The sequence below is a fragment of the Aurantiacibacter hainanensis genome, from assembly GCF_036321025.1.
Classification (GTDB): domain Bacteria; phylum Pseudomonadota; class Alphaproteobacteria; order Sphingomonadales; family Sphingomonadaceae; genus Alteraurantiacibacter; species Alteraurantiacibacter hainanensis.
Window position 1 is genome coordinate 1029377 of record NZ_JAZAPB010000002.1, and the last position, 23740, is coordinate 1053116.

Annotated in this window: 22 protein-coding genes and 1 tRNA gene; 14 read left to right on the forward strand and 9 right to left on the reverse strand. The window is 65.4% G+C overall.

Annotated features, from left to right (window positions below; all coding sequences use genetic code 11):
- Positions 1 to 123 precede the first annotated feature (123 nt).
- A complete protein-coding gene (locus AAA989_RS12310) occupies positions 124 to 708 on the forward strand; it encodes a nuclear transport factor 2 family protein (protein WP_338243978.1) in 585 nt (194 codons plus the stop codon).
- Positions 709 to 729: 21 nt separating this feature from the next.
- Here AAA989_RS12310 and AAA989_RS12315 read toward each other — a convergent pair whose 3' ends face one another.
- Together AAA989_RS12315 and AAA989_RS12320 are read right to left on the reverse strand one after the other, a co-directional pair.
- A complete protein-coding gene (locus tag AAA989_RS12315; RefSeq protein ID WP_338243980.1) occupies positions 730 to 2535 on the reverse strand; it encodes a DUF8021 domain-containing protein in 1806 nt (601 codons plus the stop codon).
- A 2-nt stretch (positions 2536 to 2537) separates the two neighbouring features.
- Positions 2538 to 4736 (reverse strand): PQQ-dependent dehydrogenase, methanol/ethanol family, encoded by a 2199-nt coding sequence (locus tag AAA989_RS12320; protein ID WP_338243982.1) that lies wholly within the window; start codon positions 4734 to 4736, stop codon positions 2538 to 2540.
- A 210-nt stretch (positions 4737 to 4946) separates the two neighbouring features.
- On the opposite strand from AAA989_RS12320, the gene AAA989_RS12325 reads away from it, so the two are divergent.
- From AAA989_RS12325 to AAA989_RS12360, 8 genes are all read left to right on the forward strand, one after another.
- Positions 4947 to 5807 (forward strand): helix-turn-helix domain-containing protein, encoded by an 861-nt coding sequence (locus AAA989_RS12325; RefSeq protein WP_338243984.1) that lies wholly within the window; start codon positions 4947 to 4949, stop codon positions 5805 to 5807.
- A gap of 145 nt (positions 5808 to 5952) precedes the next feature.
- Positions 5953 to 6939: an SMP-30/gluconolactonase/LRE family protein gene (locus AAA989_RS12330; protein ID WP_338243985.1), complete on the forward strand. Its 987-nt coding sequence runs from the start codon at positions 5953 to 5955 to the stop codon at positions 6937 to 6939.
- Positions 6936 to 7640, forward strand: a complete 705-nt coding sequence (locus AAA989_RS12335) for a nuclear transport factor 2 family protein (protein ID WP_338243987.1) — start codon at positions 6936 to 6938, stop codon at positions 7638 to 7640. The genes AAA989_RS12330 and AAA989_RS12335 overlap by 4 nt, the downstream gene beginning before the upstream one ends.
- Positions 7637 to 8407 (forward strand): nuclear transport factor 2 family protein, encoded by a 771-nt coding sequence (locus tag AAA989_RS12340; RefSeq protein WP_338243989.1) that lies wholly within the window; start codon positions 7637 to 7639, stop codon positions 8405 to 8407. Before AAA989_RS12335 ends, AAA989_RS12340 begins: the two co-directional genes overlap by 4 nt.
- The gene (locus tag AAA989_RS12345) at positions 8404 to 9192 is read left to right on the forward strand and encodes a nuclear transport factor 2 family protein (protein ID WP_338243991.1); all 789 of its coding nucleotides are present in this window, start codon (positions 8404 to 8406) and stop codon (positions 9190 to 9192) included. The genes AAA989_RS12340 and AAA989_RS12345 overlap by 4 nt, the downstream gene beginning before the upstream one ends.
- 3 nt (positions 9193 to 9195) lie before the next feature.
- A complete protein-coding gene (locus tag AAA989_RS12350) occupies positions 9196 to 9990 on the forward strand; it encodes a nuclear transport factor 2 family protein (protein WP_338243993.1) in 795 nt (264 codons plus the stop codon).
- Between the two features lie 22 nt (positions 9991 to 10012).
- Positions 10013 to 12154: a PQQ-dependent dehydrogenase, methanol/ethanol family gene (locus AAA989_RS12355; RefSeq protein WP_338243995.1), complete on the forward strand. Its 2142-nt coding sequence runs from the start codon at positions 10013 to 10015 to the stop codon at positions 12152 to 12154.
- Between the two features lie 35 nt (positions 12155 to 12189).
- Positions 12190 to 12684, forward strand: coding sequence for a nuclear transport factor 2 family protein (locus AAA989_RS12360; RefSeq protein ID WP_338243997.1), 495 nt, complete (start codon positions 12190 to 12192; stop codon positions 12682 to 12684).
- Between the two features lie 47 nt (positions 12685 to 12731).
- On the opposite strand, the gene AAA989_RS12365 is transcribed toward AAA989_RS12360, so the two are convergent.
- From AAA989_RS12365 to AAA989_RS12380, 4 genes are all read right to left on the reverse strand, one after another.
- Positions 12732 to 12806, reverse strand: a tRNA-Gln gene (locus AAA989_RS12365).
- Positions 12807 to 12916: 110 nt separating this feature from the next.
- The gene (yghU, locus tag AAA989_RS12370; protein ID WP_338243999.1) at positions 12917 to 13783 is read right to left on the reverse strand and encodes a glutathione-dependent disulfide-bond oxidoreductase; all 867 of its coding nucleotides are present in this window, start codon (positions 13781 to 13783) and stop codon (positions 12917 to 12919) included.
- A gap of 84 nt (positions 13784 to 13867) precedes the next feature.
- Complete coding sequence (locus AAA989_RS12375; protein WP_338244000.1) at positions 13868 to 14329, reverse strand: CYTH domain-containing protein; 462 nt, start codon at positions 14327 to 14329, stop codon at positions 13868 to 13870.
- Positions 14329 to 15219, reverse strand: a complete 891-nt coding sequence (locus tag AAA989_RS12380) for a CHAD domain-containing protein (protein ID WP_338244001.1) — start codon at positions 15217 to 15219, stop codon at positions 14329 to 14331. The genes AAA989_RS12375 and AAA989_RS12380 overlap by 1 nt, the downstream gene beginning before the upstream one ends.
- A gap of 132 nt (positions 15220 to 15351) precedes the next feature.
- Here AAA989_RS12380 and AAA989_RS12385 point away from each other — a divergent pair, with 132 nt between their 5' ends.
- The 3 genes from AAA989_RS12385 (at position 15352) to AAA989_RS12395 (ending at position 18341) form a co-directional block, all read left to right on the forward strand.
- A complete protein-coding gene (locus AAA989_RS12385; RefSeq protein WP_338244003.1) occupies positions 15352 to 16731 on the forward strand; it encodes an MFS transporter in 1380 nt (459 codons plus the stop codon).
- A 59-nt stretch (positions 16732 to 16790) separates the two neighbouring features.
- Complete coding sequence (locus AAA989_RS12390) at positions 16791 to 17807, forward strand: DNA topoisomerase IB (RefSeq protein WP_338244005.1); 1017 nt, start codon at positions 16791 to 16793, stop codon at positions 17805 to 17807.
- A 78-nt stretch (positions 17808 to 17885) separates the two neighbouring features.
- Positions 17886 to 18341, forward strand: coding sequence for a carboxypeptidase regulatory-like domain-containing protein (locus tag AAA989_RS12395; protein ID WP_338244006.1), 456 nt, complete (start codon positions 17886 to 17888; stop codon positions 18339 to 18341).
- Here the strand turns inward: AAA989_RS12395 and AAA989_RS12400 are convergent.
- Positions 18338 to 18847 (reverse strand): hypothetical protein, encoded by a 510-nt coding sequence (locus AAA989_RS12400; RefSeq protein ID WP_338244008.1) that lies wholly within the window; start codon positions 18845 to 18847, stop codon positions 18338 to 18340. The genes AAA989_RS12395 and AAA989_RS12400 overlap by 4 nt on opposite strands.
- Before the next feature lie 104 nt (positions 18848 to 18951).
- Positions 18952 to 19404 carry an MEKHLA domain-containing protein gene (locus AAA989_RS12405; protein WP_338244009.1) on the reverse strand — a complete coding sequence of 151 codons (453 nt, stop codon included), beginning with the start codon at positions 19402 to 19404 and terminating at the stop codon, positions 18952 to 18954.
- A 103-nt stretch (positions 19405 to 19507) separates the two neighbouring features.
- Here AAA989_RS12405 and AAA989_RS12410 point away from each other — a divergent pair, with 103 nt between their 5' ends.
- Together AAA989_RS12410 and AAA989_RS12415 are read left to right on the forward strand one after the other, a co-directional pair.
- A complete protein-coding gene (locus AAA989_RS12410; protein ID WP_338244011.1) occupies positions 19508 to 21169 on the forward strand; it encodes a DUF8614 domain-containing protein in 1662 nt (553 codons plus the stop codon).
- Positions 21170 to 21264: 95 nt separating this feature from the next.
- Positions 21265 to 22272 (forward strand): NADP-dependent oxidoreductase, encoded by a 1008-nt coding sequence (locus AAA989_RS12415; RefSeq protein WP_338244013.1) that lies wholly within the window; start codon positions 21265 to 21267, stop codon positions 22270 to 22272.
- 17 nt (positions 22273 to 22289) lie between these two features.
- Here the strand turns inward: AAA989_RS12415 and AAA989_RS12420 are convergent, their stop codons facing one another.
- On the reverse strand, positions 22290 to 23387 hold the full coding sequence (locus AAA989_RS12420; protein WP_338244015.1) for a branched-chain amino acid aminotransferase: 1098 nt from the start codon (positions 23385 to 23387) through the stop codon (positions 22290 to 22292).
- Positions 23388 to 23740 lie beyond the last annotated feature (353 nt).

Sequence of the window (23740 nt, forward strand, 5' to 3'; positions counted from 1 at the left end):
CTAAAGGTAGCGGTTTCTGTGCCCAGTTGGAATCGGGCTGGCGGCGGCACACCGGTTGGCGCAGTCTCATGGCGACCGCGCCGGGAAAGAGCGAGCGCGGAAGAACGAGAACGGAGAGAAACCATGCGCCATGTCCTGTCCCTTGCCGTCATCGGCCTGACGGTTTCGGCATGCGCCGCGCAGTCCGCCCCGGACGACCTCGCGCAGCAAGTGCAGGAACTGCAGGACGAGAAGGAAATTCGCGAGGTGCTGGTGGAGTACGGCGAGTTTCTCGATGCCCGCGACTACGCCTCCTATGCCTCGCTGTTCGCCAGCGATGGGGTCTGGAGCGGCGGGTTCGGCACGTACACCGGGCCGGAAGCCATCGAGGCCATGCTGGAGGAGAACATGGGCTCCTATCCCGACGACTACGTCAATAAGGAGAACTTCCACCTCAACACGACGATGGTGGTCGACGTGAACGGGGACGAGGCAACGGCGCGCTCGCGTTACCTGTTCTTCACCGCCTCCGACGAAAACCGGCCTGTCGTGGCTCTGGCGGGCCGCTACGTCGACGAGCTCGTGCGCGAGAATGGCGAGTGGAAGATTCGCACCCGCAAGTCGCACGGCGTCATTCCCTATCGCGACGGCGATGCGCCGCCGCCCGAGCAGCCACCGGCAGGTGTGCCGCAGGCGCAGGAAAGCGAAGCCGCCGAACCCGAAACCTAGGGTCCGGACCGACCGCGCGCTCTAGCGCGGCTGCATGCCATAGGGCAGTTCCGAGGTAATCGCCTCGACCCGCTCAATCTCGCCGTTCCTGAAGCGGAACAGTTCCACGACCTGCAAGGTGCGCGGAAAGGTCTGCGCGTCAGAAAAGGTTGCGCCCGAAGCATCGGTAAATTCCTGCTGCGTTGCCGGGAAGTCCTCGTAGGTCGACATGGCGACAAGCCCGCGTTCCTCGTCCACGGCGATCACCTCGCGGTCGCGAACTTCCTCCAGCGGTTGCAGACGCATGGAGGTGAAGGGTGCGGCGCATGGCCCCACCGACTGGCCATTCAGAACCCAGGCGCAGGTGGCGGCAAGGCCGCCGGGCGCCGTGCCGTCCTGCGCGTTCAGCGCGGCGTAGAACCGGTCGACGGCCTGCAGCATGGCCGCCCTGTCGGTGCGTTCGCCAGCGGGGAGGGCGGCAAAGCTGGGGGCGGTTTCGGGCGCTGCGTAGGGCGCGCCGTATTCCTCGCGCCGGATGACGGCCTCGATGCGTCCGATCCGGTCGGCGTCGGCCGATACCGTGACGCCGGCCCACGCGGGCTGACCGTGTTCCTCGATCCTGCCGAGCCAAAGCGCGCGGCCGAGTTGCTCGTCGGCGATCACCAGCGGGTCGGCATCGATCCCGGTGGTCGAACCCCAGATGCCCTCGTTCACCTGCATTCCGACGCTGTTTTCCTCGTAGCCGACTTCCTCGGCCCACGGCAGGTTCCGCCATTCACCGCGCTCGGCATAGGCGTTCATCACCTGTCCGGTCAGTCCGGCAAGGCACTCCGCATCGCATTCCTCGGGCGAGGATCGCGGTATGGGCGGCGCGGCGGCGGGGCCGGCGAAGGGGTTGTGCATGAAATAGGGCACGTAGGTGAAGACCGCCTCGATCCGGCTGATCTTCGCGTCCCTGATGCGGAATGCCTCGAGCAGGGTGATCGAGTTCGGCCACTTCAGCGCGGTGCGCATCTCGCGCCCGTCGGTCAGCAGATAGCGGTCGAACTCGTTCGCGTGATCGAAGAAGGCGGTGGAGACGACTACGCCGCGCTCCACGTCGATGATCGGGTAAAGCCGCTCGCGAATGCGCTTGTTGATGCGGAATATGCCCAGCTCGAACTGCGCCTCGCAGCCGTCCACCATCGTGAATTCGGAGCCGTCGTCCTGCGCCCGGGTGGTGGTGCTGATGCCGTTTTCCAGCCGTCCGCAATCCTCGTCGAAGGGGGCGAACACCTGTCCGTCGTTGAGCTCGACCGTGTCGAAATAGCTGTCGGCGATGGCGCGCAGGCGCGGGCGGGGACGGCGCTCTTCGGGCGGCAGGATTTCGTTGAAATCGGGATCGTGCCGCATGTTCATGGTTTCGCCGAAGGGTGCCGGCAGGGTCGGCTCGCGCAGGACGACGGTCTCGATCTCGTCGATCATGCCCTCGTCCACATGGATGCGCACCGCGAAGATGCCGGGCGCGCCGTTCTCCGTCATGCCGCCGAACCAGGCGGCGTTCTGCGTCTGGGTGTCGGCCACTTCGAGGCCCGTTTCGTCCAGCCGGTCGATCGTGCCCCACAGGCCTTCGCCCACCTCGATGGAGACGTTGTTCTCGGTGAACAGGTAGTCGTCGGCGAGAGGCAGCAGGGATGGCGTCCGCACGCGCAGGGCATCGACATACTCGTTGAGCTTGCCGATCAGGCAATCACGGTCGCATTCCAGTTCGTAGACGGCGCTGTCCTCGCCGGGAGCCTGCGCGGCGGCGGGGATGCTGGCACCGGCTATGGCCGAGGCCCCGGCGAGCAGGAGTGGCAGGATACGCATGGTCAATTCTCCGATCCGCGTTGAACGGCCATGTCGGCCCAGTCTTCGTTTGCCCTGGCGATCAGGTACTGGTGGATCGCGCGCGCTTCCTGCTCCGACAGGATGTCCGCGAAGGACGCCATGCCCTTGTCGGTTCGCGTGCCCCGCAGGACGATGTCGAGAAACGCATCATGCGTGTCCGCCGACATCCAGCGCAGGTCCTTCAGGCCGCCGCGCGCGTCGTCGCCGTGGCAGCTGGAGCAGGTGTCGGCAAACAGGGCCGCACCCTGGCGCACCACGTCCTCTCCGGCGGTGAGGCGCGGGGGTCGCGGCAGGTCCGTTGGCGGCGGCATCGGCGGCAGTTCGGTCTGTCCGTCCAGCCGGAAGACCATCAGCCGCGCTGTCGCCATGTTGCTGCTCCAGCCGGGAATTCCGGCAAGGGTCGATGAGGGCTGGCCGCCCCATCCGACGTTCACCGCGATATATTGCACGCCGTCGACCATGTAGGTGACGGGGCCTGCGATCGGCACGTTCTGCGTGGGCATCGACCAAAGCCTGGCCCCGTCGGTTGCGCGGTAGGCGACGAATTCCTTTTTAGGCGTGCCCTGGAACAGCAGGTTGCCCGCTGTCGCCAGCACGCCGCCGGAGCCGGGCGCGATGTGCTCGACCCGGAAAGCCTCCTGCTGCCGCACGGGATCCCACGCGAGCAGGAAGCCCGCCTCGCGCGAATCCGCGATCCGTTGCAGTTCGCGGCGCCGTTCGGGATTGCTGACGTAATCGAAGCCCGAGTTGTTGCGCCAGTTGACGTATTCGAAGTCCTCTTCCTGGATCTTCGCCATCACCATCCAGTGCTCGTGCGCGGGAAAATAGACGAGCCCGGTGTTCGGGTTGTAGGCCATCGGGTGCCACGAATGAGAGCCCAGCGCGTTGGGGTTCATCAGCTGCGGCTCGTGGGTCAGGCGGGCGCGGTCGGTTTCCACCGGGCGTCCCGTCTCCGGGTCGATATGCGAGGCCCAGGTGTTGGGCACGTAGCTTTCGGCGGAGATGAATTCGCCGGTGCGGCGGTCGAGCACGTAGAAGAAGCCGTTCTTGGGGGCCTGCATGATGACCTGCCGCTCGCGCCCCTCGATCTCGAGGTCGGCCAGCATCATCGGCTGGGTGCAGGTGAAGTCCCAGCTCTCGGCGGGCACCATCTGGTAGTGCCAGCGATATTCGCCGCTATCGGCATCCACCGCGACGATGGAGCACAGGAAAAGGTTGTCGCCGCCCCCCGGCGAGCGGATGGTGTCGACGTGGGGAGAGCCGTTGCCCGTCCCGATGTAGACGAGATTGAGTTCGGGATCGTAGACGATGGAGTCCCACGCGGTGCCGCCGCCGCCATATTTCCACCATTCCCCGTTCCAGGTGGGCAGGGCGATTTCCATCGCCTCGTCCGACGCTTCGCCATCGGGGCCGTCCGCCGGGTTGCCGGGGACGATGTAGAACTTCCACAGCTTCTCGCCGGTGTCCGCATCGTAGGCCGAAACGAAGCCGCGCACGCCGTAATCGGCGCCGCCCTGTCCGATCACGACCTTCCCGTCGAAAACCCGCGTGGGCCCGGTGATCGAATAGGGTTCGGTGTTCTCGAAGGTCTTGGTGGTCCAGACTTCCTCGCCGGTCTTCGCGCCGATGGCGATCAGCCGCCCGTCGAGCGCGCCGATGAATATCTTGCCTTCCCAGGCGGAGATGCCGCGCGTGCTGGGGCCGCAGCAGGCGAGACGCGCCCATTGCGGATCGACCTCCGGATCGTAGGTCCACAGCTTTTCGCCAGTCGCGGCATCGTAGGCGGTGACGACGTTGAAGACAGACGCGTTGTACAGCACCCCGTCGATGACCAGCGGGGTCGCCTGCACCCCCCGAAGGGTGTCGAGATCGTCGTACCAGGCAAGGCCCAGGCGCGCGACGTTGCCCTCGTCGATCTGCTCCAGCGGGCTGAAGCGCTGTTCCGCCCAGCCGCGCCCGTACGACATCCAGTCGCCGGCATTGCCCGGCGAATTCAGATTGCGCATCGCCTCCGACGTGACGGCGGCCGCCTGCGTCGCGCCGTCGCCTGTGGACATCGACGCGGTCGTGCAGCTTGAAAGGAGCGCCGCCGCTGCCATCGCGAGAAGCGGTCTGTTTCGCGGACTGTCGGACTTGATGCGCGAAAACAGCGGGCTGCGCGCGGAATTGCCAGTGGCCATCGAATCTCTCTCCTCCCAAGCCCGCGGCACGAGGCGCAAGCTTGCCAATCCTATGACAAACACATATCCTTGAAATAACAAAGTCGGCGTTGACCGACTTGGAGGAGAGGATTGTCGGAATTGGAACAAGGCGCAACGAGTCCGTTCCTACCGCTTGTCGATCTCGACCAGGTCGAATGCGACAAACGTGCGCATAAATGGAAGAGCGCCGTGCGCGATTCCTTTCCAAGTCTCTCGATCCGGATGCCCGGGGGCAGTCCCCCGACGGGCACGATCAGCCGGGTGAGCATGGGGTCGGGCGATTTCTTCGAGATCGATTCCGCTCCCGCCGACGTCACTCACACCGTTCAGGATTCCAAGGCGAGGAATTCGCACATATCGCTGATGGTCCAGTCCAAGGGCGCGATCCTCGTGCGACAGGCGGGAAGATCGGCGATGCTGGGCAAGGGCGACGCCTGCGTGATCGACGAGGCCCGCAGCTTTCGCCTGATCGGCGAGGGGCGCAGCAAGATCCATTTCCTGCGGATACCGCGCGCCGCCGCCCTCAGCCGCTATCCGCCGCTGGAAAAGCTGTTCGTCACCACGTTCTCCTGCGACGATCCGGGCACGCAGATGCTGGCAGAGACAATGCTGCGCTTCAGCGCGGTGGCCGGAACGCTCAACGGCACCCAGCGCAATGCCATGACCAATGCCATCATCCAGATGCTGGGCCTTGCAGAACCGTTCATCAGGCAGGACGCCGCGCCCGACTGGCGTGTGCGACGGGCACTCGATTTCATAGAACTCAACCTCTCGGTCGCCGGGCTCACCGCAGAGGCGGTGGCCATGGACCAGCGGATCAGTCGGCGGCGGCTTGACCAGCTGATGCTTCAGTCCTTCGGTCATTCGATTGCCAGCCACCTGTGGAGCCGGCGGCTCGAGCAGGCAGCGGTGGATCTTCGCGATCCGTCCCGTTCCAACCAGTCGATCGCGCAGATCGCCTTTGCCAACGGGTTCGAGGATGCCGCCCATTTCACGCGGGCTTTCAAGCGCCGCTTTTCCCAGACGCCCCGGCAATGGCGCGCCGACTGAAGGCGTTTCGCTAGGGGTCTGAAAGCGCACCGATTGGGTCAATTCGCGATTCCAGATCGGACCAGCCTTAATGTTTGCTCGCCGGGCCGTCTGCCCTATCCTGCCGGAAAGCCGCGACAGTCGGCTGCAAATGGAGAGGAGCACCTTGCGCAAGTCCGCAACTGGAATCCCGATCGGCGTGGCCCACGGGGCAATGGCCTTACTGGCCCTGCTGGCAAGCGCCTGTGCCACGGCGCCCGCAGGCAGCCGGGCTGATGAACCGCAGGACATCCGCATTGCCGGAACGGGCGTCTATCCCGAAAGCGTGACCTCGGATTCTGCCGGCAACATCTATGTCGGCAGCATGAGCGGCACCATCTATCGCGCGCGGCCCGGAAGCGGTGTGGCACTGCCGTGGATCGAGCCGGACGAGGCGAACGGCCTGATATCGCTGTTCGGCGTGCTGGTGGACGAGCGGCACGACCGGCTGTGGACCTGTTCCAACCCCAACTCCTTTGCCGAAGGCGGACCGACCGGCGGTTCGAGCCTGGTCGCCTTCACGCTTTCGACCGGTCGGCTGGACGCGCGCTATCCGTTGCCGGCAGGTCCGGCGGCGTGCAACGACATTGCCGTCGCGCCCGACGGGACGGTGTTCGCCACCGAAACGGCAGGCGGAAGGATCTTCAGCCTCGCGCCGGGCGACAGCGCGCTACAGCTCTTCGCCAGCGGCGACGATCTGGTCGGCGTGGACGGCATCGCCTTTGCGGGCGACGGCACGATGTACATCAACAACGTCCGCTCCAACCGCGTACAGCGCGTGAACCGGGGGGGCGGCGGAGGCTATGCGGGGTTGACCGACCTCGCCCTGTCGCAACCGGTCAGCGGGCCCGACGGACTGCGGCCCGTAGGCGGCAACCGCTTCCTGCAGGCCGAAGGCTCGGGCGGGCGCGTGGCGCTGATCACGGTGGAGGGCGACCGCGCGACGGTCACTCCCGTTGCGACCGACCTCGATTCCTCGCCCGGCGTAACCCGCGTGGGATCAATCGGCTACGCCACCGAAGGGAAGATCGGATACCTGATCGACCCTCAACTCCGGGGCCAGGACCCGGGCGACTTCTACGTGCGCGCCTTCACCTTACCGGAGGGACTATGAAAAGACTTGTCTTGCTCGCACCGCTTCTGGCGTTGCTGCCGCAGCCAGCCTTCGCGCAGAGCGCGCTCGACCGCGAGATCGCGGAACTGACCGAGCGTGTCGAACGGCTGGAAGGGGGCCGCGCGGTGAAGAAGCTGCAGCGGGCCTTCGGCTTCTATGTCGACCGCGGCCTGTGGGGCGAGGCGGCGGACCTGTTTGCCGACAATGGCACGATCGAGATCGGTCTCGACGGGGTCTATGTCGGGCCGGACCGGATCGAGGAGTATCTCCGGCGCCTGCATGGCGGCCAGGAAGGACTTGTCTACGGCCAGCTGAACGAGTGGATCACCCTGCAACCGGCCATTTCGGTGGCTCAGGACGCCGAGAGCGCGACGGCCCGCTGGCGCGATCAGGGCATGCTCGGCCAGCACAAGGAACACGCCGAGTGGCGCGACGGGGTGTACGAGAACACCTACGTCAAGGAAGACGGCGTGTGGAAAATCCAGTCGCTGCACCTCTTCGTCAATTTCGTCGCCCCGTTCGAGGAAGGGTGGGCGCGGCTCGAACCCGGCGAGGGGCTGGCACCTAGCCAGACTTCGATAGATTTCCCGCCCGATCGCGGGTCCACCGTGGACTACCAGCCGTTCCCGGCCGTGCAGATCCCCGCCTTCCAGGCACCCAACCCGGTCACCGGCCGTGCAGTCGAAGGAGACATGCAATGAGCATGCCCACGATCACGCGGCACGGCCTCGTCGTCGCCGCCATGCTGTGCCCCTTCGCCATGTCTCTTCCTGCCGCGGCGCAGTCGCTCGAAGAGCGCGTTGCCGAATACCGCGAGCGGGTCGAACGGCTGGAGGACCAGGCGGAGATCGAGAACCTCACGGCCACCTTCGGCTACTATTTCGACAAGGGACTGTGGGACGAGGCCGCCTCGCTGTTCGCCGACGAGGGCGAGTTCGAATACGAGCAGACCGGTGTCTACGTCGGGCCGGATCGGATCGAGCGGGCGATGCACATGCTCGGCCCGCAGGGGCTGGCCCCGGGTTATCTCAACAATCACATGATGTTGCAGAACATCATCTACGTTGCGGAGGACGGGCGCACGGCCACGGGCCGCTGGCAGGGACCGATCATGCTGGCGGAGCCCAACGCCAACGGACAATGGGCCGTCGGCATCTACGAGAACGACTACGTCAAGGAAGACGGGGTCTGGAAGTTCGACAAGCTGCACTTCTACCTGACCGCAAAGACCGACTACGACCGGCCCTGGCCGCAAGGCTCCGTCCCGATGCGCGGCGTCAACGCCCTCTATCCGCCAGACGAACAGCCGACCGAGGTCTATCGCGCCTTTCCCGGCGCCTACATCCCGCCGTTCAGCTTCGACCACCCGGTTACGGGAGAGCCGCTGACCGATCTGCCGATGGCGGGCGATGACGTGACGGGGCGCGAGGAAATTCCCTTCACCGGCCATGTCGAGGGGGGCGAATGATGCGCGCCGCGCTTCTCGCCGTATCCGCCCTGGCGCTTGCTGCCGGTGCCGCACCGGCCATGGCCCAGTCCGCCGAAGAAAGGCTCGACGCGCTCGATCAGCGCATCACGCGGCTGGAAGACCTCAACGAGATCGAACGGGTTCAGCGCGCCTACGGCTATTTCGTGGACAAGAGCCAGTGGACGCCGCTTGCCGACCTGTTCACGGAGGATGCCACGCTGGAAATAGGCGGGAAGGGCATCTTCATCGGGCGCGACCGCGTGCTGGAATACATGCAGACCGCCTTCGGTCCGGACGGCGCGCGGGAAGGGCTGCTGGCCAATCACATGCAGTTCCAGCCCATTCCCGACATATCCGAGGACGGGCAGACCGGCTGGATGCGCGCCCGCGCCTACGTGATGAGCGTCGGCTGGGGCCTGCCTCTCTACGAGAACGAATACGAGAAGGGCGAGGACGGCAAATGGCGGATCAGTCGCCTGACCGGACCTTTCACCATGTATACGAACTGGGACGGCTGGGGCGAATATGCGCTCAACAATACCTGGCCGGACAAGTTCGATCCGCCGCCGGACCTGCCGCCCTCGGTCGTCTATCTGACCTACCCCGGCTACTACATCATCCCCTACCACTACCCCAATCCGGTGACGGGCGAGGCCTTCCTGCCCGATACCGGCGAAGTCGGGGCCTATCACCGCCCGCCTGGAACCGCCGCGCAGGAGGAATCCATGCGCGTGGGCCGGACGGTGAACGGAACCCAGCCAATCGCCGAGCCGCCGAGGGACTGAGCCGTGCGCCCCACCACTCGCCTTCTCAACACCGGGCTGGGTGCCGCCGCCCTTGCTGTCTCGACCGCAGCCGCTGCCCAGACGGCGAGCGAGCGGCTCGACCGGCTGGAAGAGCGCATCGAGCGGCTGGAGGGCATGAACGATATCGAGCGGCTTCAGAATGCCTACGGCTACTTCGTCGACAAGGCGCAGTGGACCCCGCTGTCCGAACTGTTTGCCGAGGACGCGACGCTGGAGATCGGCGGGAAGGGCATCTACGTCGGTCAGGACCGCGTGCTCGATTACATGCAGCTGTCCTTCCGGCAGGACGGTATCGTGCCGGGCGTGCTCATCAACCACATGCAGTTCCAGCCCATCGTCGACATCTCGGAGGATGGCACGCGCGGATGGATACGCAGCCGCGCCTACGTGATGGCGAATGAAAGCTGGGGCCTGCCGCTCTACGAGAACGAATTCGTCAAGGAAGACGGCGTGTGGAAGATCGCGCGCCTGACGGGGCCTTTCACGATGTACACGAACTGGGATGGGTGGGGCGAATTCGCGCTCAACAACACCTGGCCCGACAAGTTCGGTCCGCCGCCGGACCTGCCGCCTTCGGTCGTCTACCTGACCTATCCCGCATACTACATCATCCCCTATCACTATCCCAACCCCGTGACGGGCGCCGTTTTTCGGCCGGACCAGGGCGAGGTCGGAGCCTATTTCCGCCCGCCCGGCACGCCCGAGCAGGAGGCCGCGCTGCAGACCGGCCGCACCGTTCACGGGGATCAGCCGATTGCCCAGCCCCCGGAGGACTGACCGCTTGCTCCCGAAAACCAACATGAAATCACCCACCCGGCTGGTGGCGGCGCTGCTTGGCCTGCTCGCCCTTGCTGCCTGCGCAACCGCAGTGGTTGAAAGCGACGGCGACTGGCTTTCCAGCCACAGCGATGACGCCGATGTCTGGCTGAGCGACGGACGCACCTATGCCGCGCAGCGCTACAGCCCGCTGACGCAGGTCAACGCCGGCAATGTCGATCAACTCGGCATCGCCTGGTACGACGATTACGACACCTATCGCGGCATCGAGGCGACGCCGCTCTACGCGGACGGCGTCCTCTACAACATCCTCGCCTGGAACATCACCATCGCATACGACGCGCGGACCGGCGAAAGGCTGTGGACCTTCGATCCCGAGGTGCCGCGCGAAATGGGCCGATACGCTTGCTGCGAACCGGTTTCGCGCGGGCTGGCCCTGTGGGAGGACAAGGTCATCATCGCCACCCTGGACGGGCGAGTGATGGCGCTTGACCGCGCCACCGGCGATACGATCTGGTCCACGCAGACGTTCGAGCACGAGATGCCCTACACGATCACCGGGGCGCCCCGCGTGTTCGACGGCAAGGTGGTGGTCAGCCAGTCGGGCGGCGATCTTGGCGTACGCGGGTTCGCCATCGCGCTGGACGTGGATACCGGTGCGGAGCTGTGGAAGTTCTACCTCACGCCGAACCCCACGGGCGAACCGGACGGCGCGGCCTCCGATCCCGTCATGCCGATGATCCGCGAGACGTGGTCGGACGAGGGGATGTGGACCGATCTTGGCGGCGGCGCGAATGCCTGGGACTCGATTGCCTACGATCCCGAGCTCGACCTGGTCTACGTAGGCACCGGAAACGGCTCTCCGCTCGCCTGGCAGCATCGCAGCAACGGCGAGGGCGACAACCTGTTCATCTGCTCCATCGTAGCCCTCAACGGGTCGGACGGCAGCTATGCCTGGCACTACCAGATGGTGCCGGAGGAGGACTGGGACTACACCTGCACCAGTTCCATCGTCAGCGCCGATCTCGAGATCGATGGCGAGATGCGCCAGGTCATCATGCAGGCGCCCAAGAACGGGTTCTTCTACGTGCTCGACCGCGCCACGGGCGAGGTGATCAGCGCCGAAACCTACGTGAAGGTCAACTGGGCGAGCGGCATCGATCCGGCGACGGGCCGACCCATCATCAATCCCGAAGCGCACTACGGAACCGATCCGGTGCTGGTCTATCCGGGGCCGGGCGGGGCGCATAACTGGTTTCCGATGGGCTACAGCCCGCGCACCGGGCTGGCCTACTTCCCCGCCTACCAGTCGGGGATGGTCTACGCGCTCGATCCCGATTTCGAACCCACGCCGTTCCGCTCGAACGCAGGTTGGGGCGGATACACGGGCGAGGCTATGGAGAAGCGCCAGCAACTGATGGAGCAGGCCAATGCCGACGAGAAGGCCTGGCTGGTGGCCTACGACCCGGTGCGCCAGCGGATCGCCTGGCGCAACGAACTGCCGCGCCACGGCAATGGCGGGGTGATGATCACGGCCTCGGATCTCGTCTTCGAGGGGACCACGCACCAGACCTTCGCCGCCTTCGACGCGCGCACCGGGCGGGAACTGTGGTCCTTCCCGATACAGAGCTCGCCTGTCGCGGGGCCGATCACCTACGAACTGGACGGCGAGCAGTACATCGCCGTGAATGCGGGTTGGGGCGGCGGTGCCGCCGGCATCGAGCGTTCGATGGGGATCGACAGGGCGCGTGCGCCCGCGCGGCTCGTCGTCTTCAAGCTGGGCGGCGATGTCGAACTGCCGCCCCTCGCGGCGCAGGAACCCATCCCGTCACCGCCGCGCCTCACCGCGACGGAGGTCGAGGTCGGTCGGGGTGCCCAACTCTACGCCCAGACCTGCGCCACCTGTCATGGCCGGAACGCGGTGGGCGGTGTCGCCGACCTTCGGCACATGGATGCAGAGACCCATGCGCAGTTCAAGGACATCGTGCTTGGCGGGATATTCCTCGAGAAAGGCATGGCGAGCTTCGCCGACATCCTGACCGAACAGGAAGTCGAGGACATCCACGCCTACCTGATCGCGCGCGCTAACGAGGACTGGGGCGAGGATGGCGTGGGCGGCGGTGGCTCCGACGCCTCGCCCCCACCATCCGGTGGTCCGCACTAGGTCGGCGGCAACAGAGCCGAAAAAGGGAGACGGGGATGAGAGGGTCGGGAATTCTTGCAGCGGTGCTGGCCGCATCCATGTCCGTGCCATCCATGGCGCAGGATCACGCCGTACCGCACGAGTTGCAGGAACTGCGCGACCGGGCCGCGATAGAAGAGCTGCTTCGCGATTACGGCAGAACGATCGACGAGCGCGACTTCGACGCCTTCGGTAACCTCTTTACCGAGGACGGCGAGTATGGCGGCGGTCCCTCCATGTCGGTCGGACCGGATGCGATTGCCGAAGGAATGCGGTCGACGTTCGAGACCAATCTTCTGGGGTTCGCCGAGCCCAATTTCCACGTGTTTTTCAACACCGACATCGATCTCGATGGCGATGTGGCAAGCGCCACCAGCATGTCATTCTACGTGGTGCCGGGCGATGACGGGCTGCCGGAAATCGCCCTGATGGCGCGCTATGTCGACGATCTGGTCCGCACCGACGAAGGATGGAAATTCAGGCGCCGCCGTGTCGAGGGCCTGATGCCGTAGAGCTTCGGACCGACCAACAGGCCGGGCTTCGTTTCAGATCGGCAGAATGGCTGGGGTGGCAGGGATCGAACCTGCGAATGTCGGTACCAAAAACCGATGCCTTACCACTTGGCTACACCCCAGCAGGAGGGCGCTCATATAGCGGTGCCGCAGCGCGGCGCAAGCCAAAGAGCCTGATGTCTGCGAGGCCGCCTCCGCGGCCTCGCCCCTGTCCCGCGCGCCGCCGATTATCCTATACGTCCGCCCGCTTTCGGATCGGCTCGAACAGGCTGCGATCCTCCACCGCATCGAAATCGGCGGCGGAGTGGCGTTCGGGCATGGCCTTGGTGTTTACCAGCCGCCCGCGGATGGCGGCGGGGCGGGCGTCGATCTGCTTAACCCATCGGCCCACGTTCTCGTACTCGTGCAGCGACAGGAACCTGTCCGATCCGCTGTAGGCGCCGTGATACAGGTTCCCCAGCCATGGATAGACGGCGATATCGGCGATGGTCAGTTCGCCGCCGCCCAGGAATTCCGTTTCGCCCAGCCGGTTGTTCGCCACGTCGAAGATGCGCTTGGTTTCCATCGCGTAGCGGTTGATGGGGTACTCGTACTTTTCCGGCGCGTATTCGTAAAAGTGGCCGAACCCGCCGCCGATGAAGGGGGCCGTGCCCATCTGCCAGTTGAGCCAGCTGAGCACTTCCGCGCGCGCCGGATTGGCCTTGGGCAGCAGGTAGTCGAACTTTTCCGCCAGGTGCTGCAGGATCGCGCCGCTTTCGAAAACGCGGAAGGGCTCCTTCCCCGACTTGTCGAGCAAGGCGGGAATCTTGGAATTGGGGTTGAGATCGACGAAACCCGACCAGAACTGCTCGCCTTCGAAGATCTTGATCATCCACGCATCGTATTCCGCGTCAGAGTAGCCTGCCTCGAGCAGCTCCTCGAACATGATCGTCACCTTCACCCCGTTGGGCGTGCCCAGCGAATAGAGCTGGAAGGGGTGATCGCCCACCGGCAGGTCCTTCTGCTCGCGCGCGCCCGCGGTGGGGCGATTGATGCCCGAGAACTGGCCGCCGCTCTCGGTCGGCTTCCAGACTTCGGGGGGCGTGTAGATCTCGGACATGAAACAGGCTCCTGCGGTTGGATCGTGGCTGCCGTAGATGGTTGGCCGGGCTTCGGGGCACAAGCAAGGCTTGCTGCGGCCTGCCTAAAGCTGGGCTTTCGCCAGTTCGGCGTTGTAGTATTCCCGCTGTCCGGTCACCTCCTCGCCTAGCCAATCGGGGCGGGCAAAGTCCTGCGACGCTTCGTCCAGCTCGATCTCCGCCACGATCAACCCTTCGTTCGCGCCTTCGAACACGTCGATCTCCCATTCCAGCCCGCCGCCCGCGGGTACGACATGGCGCCGCTTCAGCACCGCGCCGCGTTCGGCCAGCAGGTACAGCCGCTTCGCTTCCTCCAGCGGCACGTCGTATTCGTACTCGTCGCGGTCCTGCTCTGCCTCGGCGGACTTGATGGTCAGCCGTGCGCGATCCCCGTCGACGATGCGTATGCGGATCTCGTTGCCGTTGCCGCTGGCGATATAGGCTTGCGCGATGTGGTGCGATGAGACGGCGGCTTTTCTCCAGCCATCGCCGGTCACCAGGAACTTACGCTCGATCTCGCGCCCCATCAGTCCAGCCCGTGGCGCGTGGCCCAGGGAGCCCAGAGACGCTCGAACTGGTCCAGCAAGTCCTCCGGCTTTTCCGCCAGCAACTTCTCGGCCATCGGCTCTGCCTGCTGCGACAGCACGGTCGCGCGCTTGCGGGCGAGGGCATCCATCACCCTGGTATCCTGTGCCTCGTCGTCCGGCAGGCGGCCGAGGAAAACGCTCAGGTCGTGGTGATCGCCGAGCACGTCGGAAAGGGTTTTCGCCAGTCCGGCGCGGGCCTTGAAATGCTTCGGCCACACGGGGCGCAACATCCGGGCGTGCATCCAGTGATACTTCACCCGCTTGCGCATTTCGTGATGCTCTTCGGCACTGCCGCCGTCCATCGCCTTCCTGCTCGCCTTGCGCGCCCGCTTGTAGGTCTTGGCCATGCCGCCGCGAAAGGCATCGAAGCCGCTTTCCTCCAGCGTCCAGTCGCGCGACTGCTCCAGCCCCTCGTTCAATCGCTTGCGGCACTCCTCCAGCCGGTCCTGCACGCTGCCGTCGTTCAGCAGGTCGGTGCGTTCGCGGGTGAAGCGCGCGCGGATGCCGGCTAGCGCCTGGCGGTCCACCTCGTCGCCGTATGCATCCATCAGCGCATCGTAGGTATCCTGCATCACCTTCGCATCGCGATAGGCATCCACGACCCGCGCGGTGTCGCGGAAATGGGCGTTTGCCTGCTTGTACCCGTCGAAGGCCGGCCGCACGAAGCGCACCAGGCCGCGGACCTTCTTGCACCGCTTGCGCACTTCGTGGACCGCCTCCTCGTAGGGGTCGATGTCGATGGAATGCAGCGCCTTGCCGATCTGTTCGTCGGTCACCCGGCGGATCGCGGCGGCGACCGAGCCGTCGTCGGGCCTGATGCAGAAGGCCATGGCATTTCCCTTGCTGAAACTGCGGTTGCGCATCCTAGGAACGGGCGGGGCGGCACGCATGTTCCGCGTCGGATTTGCACGCGGGAGCAAACGGAGGCATAACCTTCGCAGGGTCGTGCAACGGGTCGCGCAGTGGGTCGCGCAACCGGGGGGCGTCCTATCGCGAGTACTTGGCCTGACGGCAAACTCATACTGGCCGAGTCCAGCCGCCTGCGGCTGTTCACGCTGTTCATCCTTTATGTGGCGCAGGGCGTGCCGATCGGCCTGTTCTGGACCGCCATACCGGCCTGGATGGCCGCCAACGGGGCAAGCGCCGCCGATGTCGGCTCCGTCCTCGCCCTTACGGCGCTGCCGTGGACGCTGAAGCTGGTGAACGGCTTCATCATGGATCGCTACACTTTCCTGGCCATGGGCCGCAGGCGTGCCTGGATCGTCGGGGCGCAAACGGTGATGATCGCCTTGCTGGTGGTTTGCGCCATGGTGCAGCCCGGCGTGGAAGACGTGCTGCTGCTTGGCCTGGCAGGTTTCGTCGTCAACATGGCGACCACGTTCCAGGACGTGGCGGTTGATGGCCTCGCGGTGGACATCATGGAAGAGGACGAGCGCGCCCGTGCCAGCGGCATGATGTTCGGGGGGCAGTACATCGGCATTGCCGCCGCAACGGGCATCACCGGCCTCGCCATTGCCATCTACGGCCCTTCGGCGGCCTATCTGCTGGCGGCGGCCTTCATCGGGCTGATCACGGTCTACGTGCTGGTGTTGCGCGAACGGTCCGGCGAACGCCGCCTGCCGTGGAGCCCCGGGGAGGCGCACGTGCGCAACCGCGAGATTCACCTGGGCGCCTGGTGGCCGATCCTGAAGAACACGTTCCGTTCGGTCCTGCTGCCGGCCAGCCTGTTGTGGCTGCCGGTGCTGCTGGTGCGCGGCTTTCACTACGGCATCTTCGGCGCCATCACGCCGATGATGGGCGCGAACGAAGTCGGCTGGAACGAGGCGCAGATCACCGCCACGGCCGGCACGGCCCAGTTGGTGGCGGGTATCATCGGGCTGACGCTGGGCGGCTGGCTGGGCGACAGGTTCGGGGCCAAGCGCACCACAATAGCCTTTTTTGGGCTCTACATGGCATTCAGCGCGTCCATGCTGGCGGCACAGCCCCTGTGGGGCGACGCCAACACGTTCATCCTCTTCGTCTACGGTTGGTATGCGCTCGACATTCTCATCACCGTGGCCGCCCTGCCGATCTCGATGCGGCTTTGCGACAAGCGCGTCGCGGCAACGCAGTTCACGCTTTACATGGCATGCTCCAATTTCGGCATATCCATCGGGGCGTATGTGTTCAGTCTTTCCGACAGGCTTGGCGGGCTTCCGGTGCTGTTCATGGTCGTATTCGCGCTGCACGGCGTAGGCCTGCTGGTGATGCTGCTGGTGAAGTTTCCGCGCCGCTCCAAGGTGCCCCCGGAAATCGTGGAGCAGGTGCCGGAGGCGCCGGGACCGAGGCCCAGTATCAGCTAGCAAGTGGATTCGACCGAGGCGAGGAACCGCCTGCCATATCAGCCCGTTATCCGCGGGCCATGGCCACACGCCCTTCGAAACTGATCTATGTCGACGACAGCCTGCCCGGCATAACGCGCAAGGGAGCGGGGAAGGGCTGGGCCTACTACGATCCCGATGGCGTGCTGATCCGCGACCCGGCGGAAAGAAAGCGGCTGAATGCCATCGCCCTGCCGCCCGCCTATGTCGATGCCTGGTTCTGCCCGGCCTCGAACGGACATATCCTGGCCACCGGCTACGATGCGCGCGGCCGCAAGCAATATCGCTACCACCCCGAATTTCGCAGCTGGCGCGAGAGCGAGAAGTTCGACGGCTGCCGCGCATTCGGCAAGCTGCTGCCGCTGGTGCGCAAGCGCGTGGCGGAGGACATGCGCGCGCCCCGCGTGCACAAGGAGCGCGCCGTCGCCAGCGTGATCCGGCTGCTGGACCTTGGCGCGATCCGCGTGGGCAATGCCGGCTACGCCAAGGAAAACCGCAGTTTCGGGGCCACGACCCTGCGCCGCCGCCATGCCGAAGTGACGGGCCGCACGCTGCGCCTGCGCTTCAAGGGCAAGGGCGGCAAGCTGCGCGAGGTGGAACTGTCCGACGGTTCGCTGGCGCGCTGCGTGAAGCGCATGCAGGACCTGCCCGGCCAGCACCTGTTCCGCTGGCTGGACGAGGACGACGAGGCGCACGACGTCAATTCCGCCGACGTGAACGCCTACCTTGCAGAAACGATGGGCGAGCCTTTCACGGCCAAGAATTTCCGTACCTGGCACGCCAGCGTCATGGCGTTCCGGCTGCTGGCAGAGGCGCGCGAGAAACTGACCATCAAGGCGGTTCTGGAACGAGTGGCCGATCATCTCGGCAATACGCCCGCCGTCACCCGCAAGAGCTATGTCCACCCCGCCGTGATCGATCTGGTCGATCGGCAGGAGGAATGGCGTGAAGGCATGCGACTGCCGCGCCGCACGCAGTATCTCAATCGCTGGGAACGCGGCCTGCTCGACCTGCTGGAGCAGTCGCCGGGCGCGGGGGAACTGCTGGCAGCGGCCTAGGCACGGCTGGCGGCACTTTTTCCTCGAACCGTCACACGGAGTCTCGAAGCCGTCATATTAGTCGTGTTGGGGCGGGGAATGACCCGCACCGTTTTCCTCGCCGCCGCGCTGGCCCTGCTTTCCTCCCCCTCGCTTGCCCTTGCCGGCGACCTCTCCGGCACCGTGCGCGATTCCGCCGCCCAGCCGGTGGCCGGTGTGGCGGTGACCATTCCCGAACTCGGCCTTTCCGTCACCACCGACGAGAACGGACGCTACAGCTTCACGGGGCTGGACGCGGGCGAGCACCGGATCGCCGTGGAACTGGCCGACGATGCGCGCCAGCATGTCAGCGCCCAGGTTCCCGAGACTGGCGAGGCAACGCGCAACGTCTTCCTCTATTCGCGCGTGGCGCTGGATCATGCGCGCAGTGGCATCAACCCGGTCGAAGCCATGCTGGCCGACGTGCTGATGGCGCAGGCCTGGGAAGAAGCCCGCGAAATGACCGCGCAGGCCGAGCGGCTCGAGCCGAGGGCGCTCCCCGACTTCGCGGGCTAGGGAAGAGCGGACTGTTGGTCCGGCGCTTCTTTTTCGTTGCCTATGAATCCGAACTCGCGGCCGCTGACTCGGAGGCCGTTCAGGACGCACGTAAACGCTGCCATCCATGCCTTGTCGAAGTTGGACTGCGTGCTCATCCAGTCCGGAGATAACGTGAGCGGGCCGTAATCGCTGGTGAATGCGCCTTCGGCCAGTGGACCGCAAAGTCCTTCGATCGCATTGGCGGCCTCGGCGTCGTCAAGCGAGTCGAAGTCGATATCTGCGATTTGCTCCCCCATGCCCTGTTCGGCGAACCAGGCAAGTCCCGCCCTTCTGTGACGCGGTCTTGAAATGGCCTGCTCGATCTCGAAATACGAGGCACGCCGGTTTTCAGGCAGGGCGAGGAAATAGCCTGTTATGTCGAAGGCATATGCGAGGCAGGCGAGTTGAACTTCGGACAGATCCTCGTCCCCGATAGTCACGACATCCGTTTGTATCTCTTCTTCGTGAACGAGTTCGAACTCCACGATTCCGCAGTCGCCTAGACGCCTTCTGGCCTCGTCGGAAGAGACAGGTTCATAGAGAGGGGTCGCACTGGCTGCCTGTGCTAGCACAAGCCCTGTTAGAAAGCTCATTCTTTGTCCTCCACCCGGTCGATCCGCGCCGCCTGGCCCAGCAGCCTGCCAGACTCGTCGCGGACGTTCCAGATCGCCGCGTCCACGATGCGGAAGCGTGAGCCGTTCGCCGCGATGCGCACGCCGGAATAGCCGGTCACGATATCTTGCGCCTCCAGCCTTGCGAACATGGCGGCGCGGTCCTCACGCGCATCCGGCTCTGCGGACAGGTGGGAGGGCAGGGCGATCATCTCCTCAGCGTTCCGTCCGAACAGCGCCAGCGCCCGGGCGTTGGCGTAGATGAAGACCGGCGGCGAAGAGGTATCGTGTGCCAGCACCGCGAATGGTGCGACCCAGAGCGCCCCGGCGTCGGCGGCCAAGGATTCCCCGGTCAGGCTGCGATAGCTTGCCATCAGCATTTGCAGCCGCTTTCCCGCGCTCGTTTCCACGTGCTGCCGGCCTGTCGTCATGCCGCGGCGATAGCGCGCCGGGGAAGGCTTCGCCAGCCGCGTGACTCTCTCGTGACGCTGGGCTAGGTGCTTGCTCCTGTAACCAGTTCGAAGGACTCACCCGATGCGCCGCGCACTTATCGCCCTTTCTCTCGCAACCGCGCCGCTGGCCCTGCTGGCGGCCTGCACCCCTGCCACGGAGCAGACGGGCGAAGTCGGCGGCTACGACATGGCGGCCAGCCGCGCGAGCCTTGCCGATGTCACCATGTCTCCCGACACGTCCTATCTCACCGCCGAGGAGCGGCAGGTCGTGAACCTGCTGATCGAAGCCAGCGGCTACATGGACGAGATTTACCTGCGCCAGCGCGGCGGCAACCTGCCCGCCCTGCGCGAAGAGATCGCGGCGAGCGGCGATGCGGAAGTGCTCGACATGTTCGATCGCAACTTCGGCCCGTGGGACGCGGTGGACGAACTGCACCCCTTCTACGGCACCGAGCCGATGCCGGAAGGCGCGGGCTTCTACCCGGCAGACCTGACGCGCGAGGAGTTCGACGCCTACCTGGAGGCCAATCCCGACCAGCGCGAGGCGCTGATGAGCCCCTACACGGTCGTGAAGCGCGAGGGCGATGGCTTCATCGCCGTGCCCTACAGCGAGGAATATGCCGAGTTCCTCGAACCCGCAGCCGCGCTGCTGCGCGAGGCGGCTGAGATCACCACCAACGAAAGCCTCAAGCGCTTCCTCAACCTGCGCGCCGACAGCTTTGAATCCGATGACTATTTCGAAAGCGAAATGGCCTGGATGGACCTTCGGGACACGCCCATCGAGATCGCCATCGGCCCCTACGAGGTCTACACTGACCGCCTCTATGGCACGAAGACGGCGTTCGAGAGCTTCGTCACGCTGAAGAACCCGGAGGAAAGCGCCGCGCTGGATCGCTATGTCGGCTACCTGCGCGACATGGAGGGCAACCTTCCCATCGACCCGCAATATCACAACTTCGCGCGCGGCTTCGAAAGCCCCATTGCCGTCGCGGACCAGGTTCACGGCGGCGGCGACAACGTGCCGGGCGTGCAGACCATCGCCTTCAACCTGCCCAACGACGAGCGCGTGCGCGAAGCCAAGGGCGCGAAGAAGGTGATCCTCTCGAACGTGCTGGGCGCGAAGTTCGATCGCATCCTCGATCCCATCGCCGATGTGGTGCTGGCCGAGGAACAGGCCGCGCTGGTCAGCCGCCGCTACATGCAGCTGTTCACGCTATTCCACGAACTCAGCCACTCGCTGGGTCCGGGCACGATCACGGTCGGCGGCGCGCAGACCACTGTGAACGAACAGCTGCGCGAGCAGTATTCGGCGCTCGAGGAGAGCAAGGCCGACGTCATGGGCATCTACAACCTGCTCTACATGATGGAGCGGGGCGAGCTGCCGGCCGAGGAACGCAGCGAACTGCTGGCGACCTATGTCGCGGGCCTGTTCCGTTCCATGCGTTTCGGCATCGAGGAAGCGCACGGCAAGGGCGCGGCGGCGCAGTACGGCTACCTGCTTGAATACGGAGCCTACGCCTTCGACGAGGAGGCGGGCCACTACGTGATCGACGAGGACAAGCTGGTGAGTGGCATCACCGAACTGCTGCGCACCGAACTGATGTTGCAGGCAACCGGCGACTATCAGGGCACCATCGACTTCTTCGAGCGGTACGCGCACCTCGACGAGCATGCCGAGGCCGCGATTGCCGGTATGGGCGATATCCCCGTGGACATCCGTCCGATCTATCCGGACAGCGTCTGACCCGTTTGGGAACGTAGGCTGTTTCGCAGCAGTTGGTTTCGTGATGGGCGGACATTTCCGCCCACCACCGGATCACATCCAGCGGAGCATTCCCCATGAAAGCCTACACCCTCACCGGATACGGCGATGCCGAGAAGACGGAAATGCGCGAGGTCGAGCGGCCGCAACCCGGCCCCGGCCAGGTGCTGGTGCGCATGAAGGCGGCGGGTCTCAACCCGGTCGACTACAAGATCCGCCAGGGCGCGCTGAAACCGATCCTGCGGCTGAAGCTGCCCACGACCATGGGAAACGAACTCGCGGGCGTGGTGGAGGCGCGCGGCAAGGCGGCGACGCGTTTTGCCGTCGGCTCCCGCGTGTTTGCCCGCGTCGGCAAGGAAAAGCTCGGCGCCTTTGCCGAATACGCCGTGGTGGAGGAGGAATACCTCACCTCCATCCCGGACAAGCTGGAATTCGCCGAGGCCGCGGCCATCCCGCTGGCGGGGCTTACCGCCCTGCAGGCCTTGCGCGACGAACTTGGCGTTGGCTCGGGCTACCGCGTGCTGATCACCGGCGGCGCCGGCGGAGTGGGCACTTTCGCCATCCAGATTGCCAAGGCGCTAGGGGCGCATGTCGTGACGACGGCCTCCGAACGCGGCCGCGAGCTTGTCGAGCGAATGGGCGCGGACGAGGTGATCGATTACGAGAACCAGAAGTTCGAGGACGTGATCGAGCCGGTGGACGGAGCCTTCGACCTGATCGGCGGCGACACCCTTTCGCGCACCTTCGGGATCGTCAAGAAGGGCGGCCGCGTCGTCTCGATCGCCGGGACCCCGGAACCCCGGATGGCCACGCGCGATCTCGACGGTCGCTACGGCCTCGCGGCAATGCTGTGGGTGGCCAGCGTGAAAATTCGCGCGCAGGCGAAGAAGGCGGGCGTCGACTACCGCTTCCTGCTCATGCACCCCAGCGGCAGCGAGCTGGCCTACCTGGCGCAGATGACCCAGCTCGGCAAACTGACTCCGCAGATCGACAGCCGCTACCCCTTCGCGCAGATCGGCGAGGCGATGGCGGAGCTGGAGAAGGGGCACGCGAAGGGCAAGATCGTCGTCACGATGGACGACTGACCCGGCGCGGCGCGGGATCAGCCGATGCGGCGCACCCAGCCGTGGCGATCCTCCACCGTGCCGCGCTGGATGCCCACCAGCTTCTCGCGCAGCTTCGTGGTCAACTGGCCGGGGCCACCCGATCCGATGGTGAATTCGCCGTCGCGGCTGGCGACCTTCCCCACCGGCGTGACGACCGCGGCTGTACCGCAGGCCATCGTCTCCACCAGGCGGCCGGAATTGGCATCGTCGCGCCACTGGTCGAGCGAATAGCGTTCCTCGCGCACTTCCAGCCCTTCCTCGCGCGCCAGCGTCAGCAGGCTGTCACGGGTGATGCCGGGCAGGATCGTGCCGCCCAGCGGCGGCGTGATCATGGTGCCGTCGTCGAACACGAAGAACAGGTTCATGCCGCCCAGTTCCTCGATCCACTTGCGCTCCACCGCGTCGAGGAAAACCACCTGGTCGTGCCCCTTGGCGATGGCCTCGGCCTGCGGCACCAGGCTGGCGGCGTAGTTGCCGCCGCACTTGGCATCGCCGGTGCCGCCGGGCGCGGCGCGCGAATAGTCGCTCGACACCCAGATCGAGACGGCGGGCGCGCCGGACTTGAAGTAGTTTCCGGCGGGGCTGAGGATGACGAGGAACTTGTACTTCTTCGCCGGCCGCACGCCCAGGAAATGCTCGTTGGCGAACATGAAAGGACGGATGTAGAGCGAGCCGCCCTCTACCGGGGGGAACCACTCGCGGTCCGCCTGCACCACGGTTTCCACCGCCTTGATGAAGGTTTCTTCGGGCATTTCCGGCATGGCCAGGCGGCGGGCCGAATTGTTGAAGCGGCGCGCGTTCTGCTCCGGGCGGAACAGCGCCATCTCGCCGTCCTTCAGCTTGTAGGCCTTCAGCCCTTCGAAAATTTCCTGCGCGTAGTGGAGCACCGATGCCGCGGGATCGAGCGCGATCGGCTGGCGGGCGCACAGCCGCGCCGAGTGCCATCCGGCACCTTCGTCCCAGTCGATGGAAATCATGTGATCCGTGAACACCGTGCCGAACCCCGGATCGGCAATCGCCTGGTCGCGCGTGGCACCGGGCACCGGGGCGGGGTGGGGGATCGTCTCGAAATTAAGGGCGGGCGCGTCGGCCATAAAGCTGCTCTCTCCTTGCGCGAAGGCGATTAGTGGGGAGCCGCTGGAGAGGCAAGAGGGCCTCACAAAATGAGAAGGGCAGCTACGCCTTGGCGCAACTGCCCTTCGCATGGTCAGCGGTCAGTTAGACCGCCCACGAAGCCTTACTCGGCGAACTGGAAATTACCGAATATGCTCCGCATGGGTCATCACCGACCTCCCTGCTGAACCATGAGACATCGGATCACCTCCTTTCGCGCTTTGAGCCAAGGACCCTGCCGTTTCACCGGGGGCCAAGACCGCGTGTACCGCCGGCCTTGAGTGCATGTTTGAATCAGCGAGTTGCCGAACGCAAGACTTGTATTATTCTTTTT

Bases quoted from the DNA above. Each gene is read 5' to 3' on its own strand.
- AAA989_RS12380 (WP_338244001.1), bottom strand. From the start codon at position 15,219: ATGGCCTTCTGCATCAGGCCCGACGACGGCTCGGTCGCCGCCGCGATC.
- AAA989_RS12310 (WP_338243978.1), top strand. From the start codon at position 124: ATGCGCCATGTCCTGTCCCTTGCCGTCATCGGCCTGACGGTTTCGGCA.
- AAA989_RS12420 (WP_338244015.1), bottom strand. From the start codon at position 23,387: ATGGCCGACGCGCCCGCCCTTAATTTCGAGACGATCCCCCACCCCGCC.
- yghU (WP_338243999.1), bottom strand. From the start codon at position 13,783: ATGTCCGAGATCTACACGCCCCCCGAAGTCTGGAAGCCGACCGAGAGC.
- AAA989_RS12410 (WP_338244011.1), top strand. From the start codon at position 19,508: ATGCGCCGCGCACTTATCGCCCTTTCTCTCGCAACCGCGCCGCTGGCC.
- AAA989_RS12360 (WP_338243997.1), top strand. From the start codon at position 12,190: ATGAGAGGGTCGGGAATTCTTGCAGCGGTGCTGGCCGCATCCATGTCC.
- AAA989_RS12345 (WP_338243991.1), top strand. From the start codon at position 8,404: ATGATGCGCGCCGCGCTTCTCGCCGTATCCGCCCTGGCGCTTGCTGCC.
- AAA989_RS12335 (WP_338243987.1), top strand. From the start codon at position 6,936: ATGAAAAGACTTGTCTTGCTCGCACCGCTTCTGGCGTTGCTGCCGCAG.
- AAA989_RS12355 (WP_338243995.1), top strand. From the start codon at position 10,013: ATGAAATCACCCACCCGGCTGGTGGCGGCGCTGCTTGGCCTGCTCGCC.
- AAA989_RS12395 (WP_338244006.1), top strand. From the start codon at position 17,886: ATGACCCGCACCGTTTTCCTCGCCGCCGCGCTGGCCCTGCTTTCCTCC.
- AAA989_RS12390 (WP_338244005.1), top strand. From the start codon at position 16,791: ATGGCCACACGCCCTTCGAAACTGATCTATGTCGACGACAGCCTGCCC.
- AAA989_RS12320 (WP_338243982.1), bottom strand. From the start codon at position 4,736: ATGGCCACTGGCAATTCCGCGCGCAGCCCGCTGTTTTCGCGCATCAAG.
- AAA989_RS12405 (WP_338244009.1), bottom strand. From the start codon at position 19,404: ATGACGACAGGCCGGCAGCACGTGGAAACGAGCGCGGGAAAGCGGCTG.
- AAA989_RS12375 (WP_338244000.1), bottom strand. From the start codon at position 14,329: ATGGGGCGCGAGATCGAGCGTAAGTTCCTGGTGACCGGCGATGGCTGG.
- AAA989_RS12340 (WP_338243989.1), top strand. From the start codon at position 7,637: ATGAGCATGCCCACGATCACGCGGCACGGCCTCGTCGTCGCCGCCATG.
- AAA989_RS12315 (WP_338243980.1), bottom strand. From the start codon at position 2,535: ATGCGTATCCTGCCACTCCTGCTCGCCGGGGCCTCGGCCATAGCCGGT.
- AAA989_RS12415 (WP_338244013.1), top strand. From the start codon at position 21,265: ATGAAAGCCTACACCCTCACCGGATACGGCGATGCCGAGAAGACGGAA.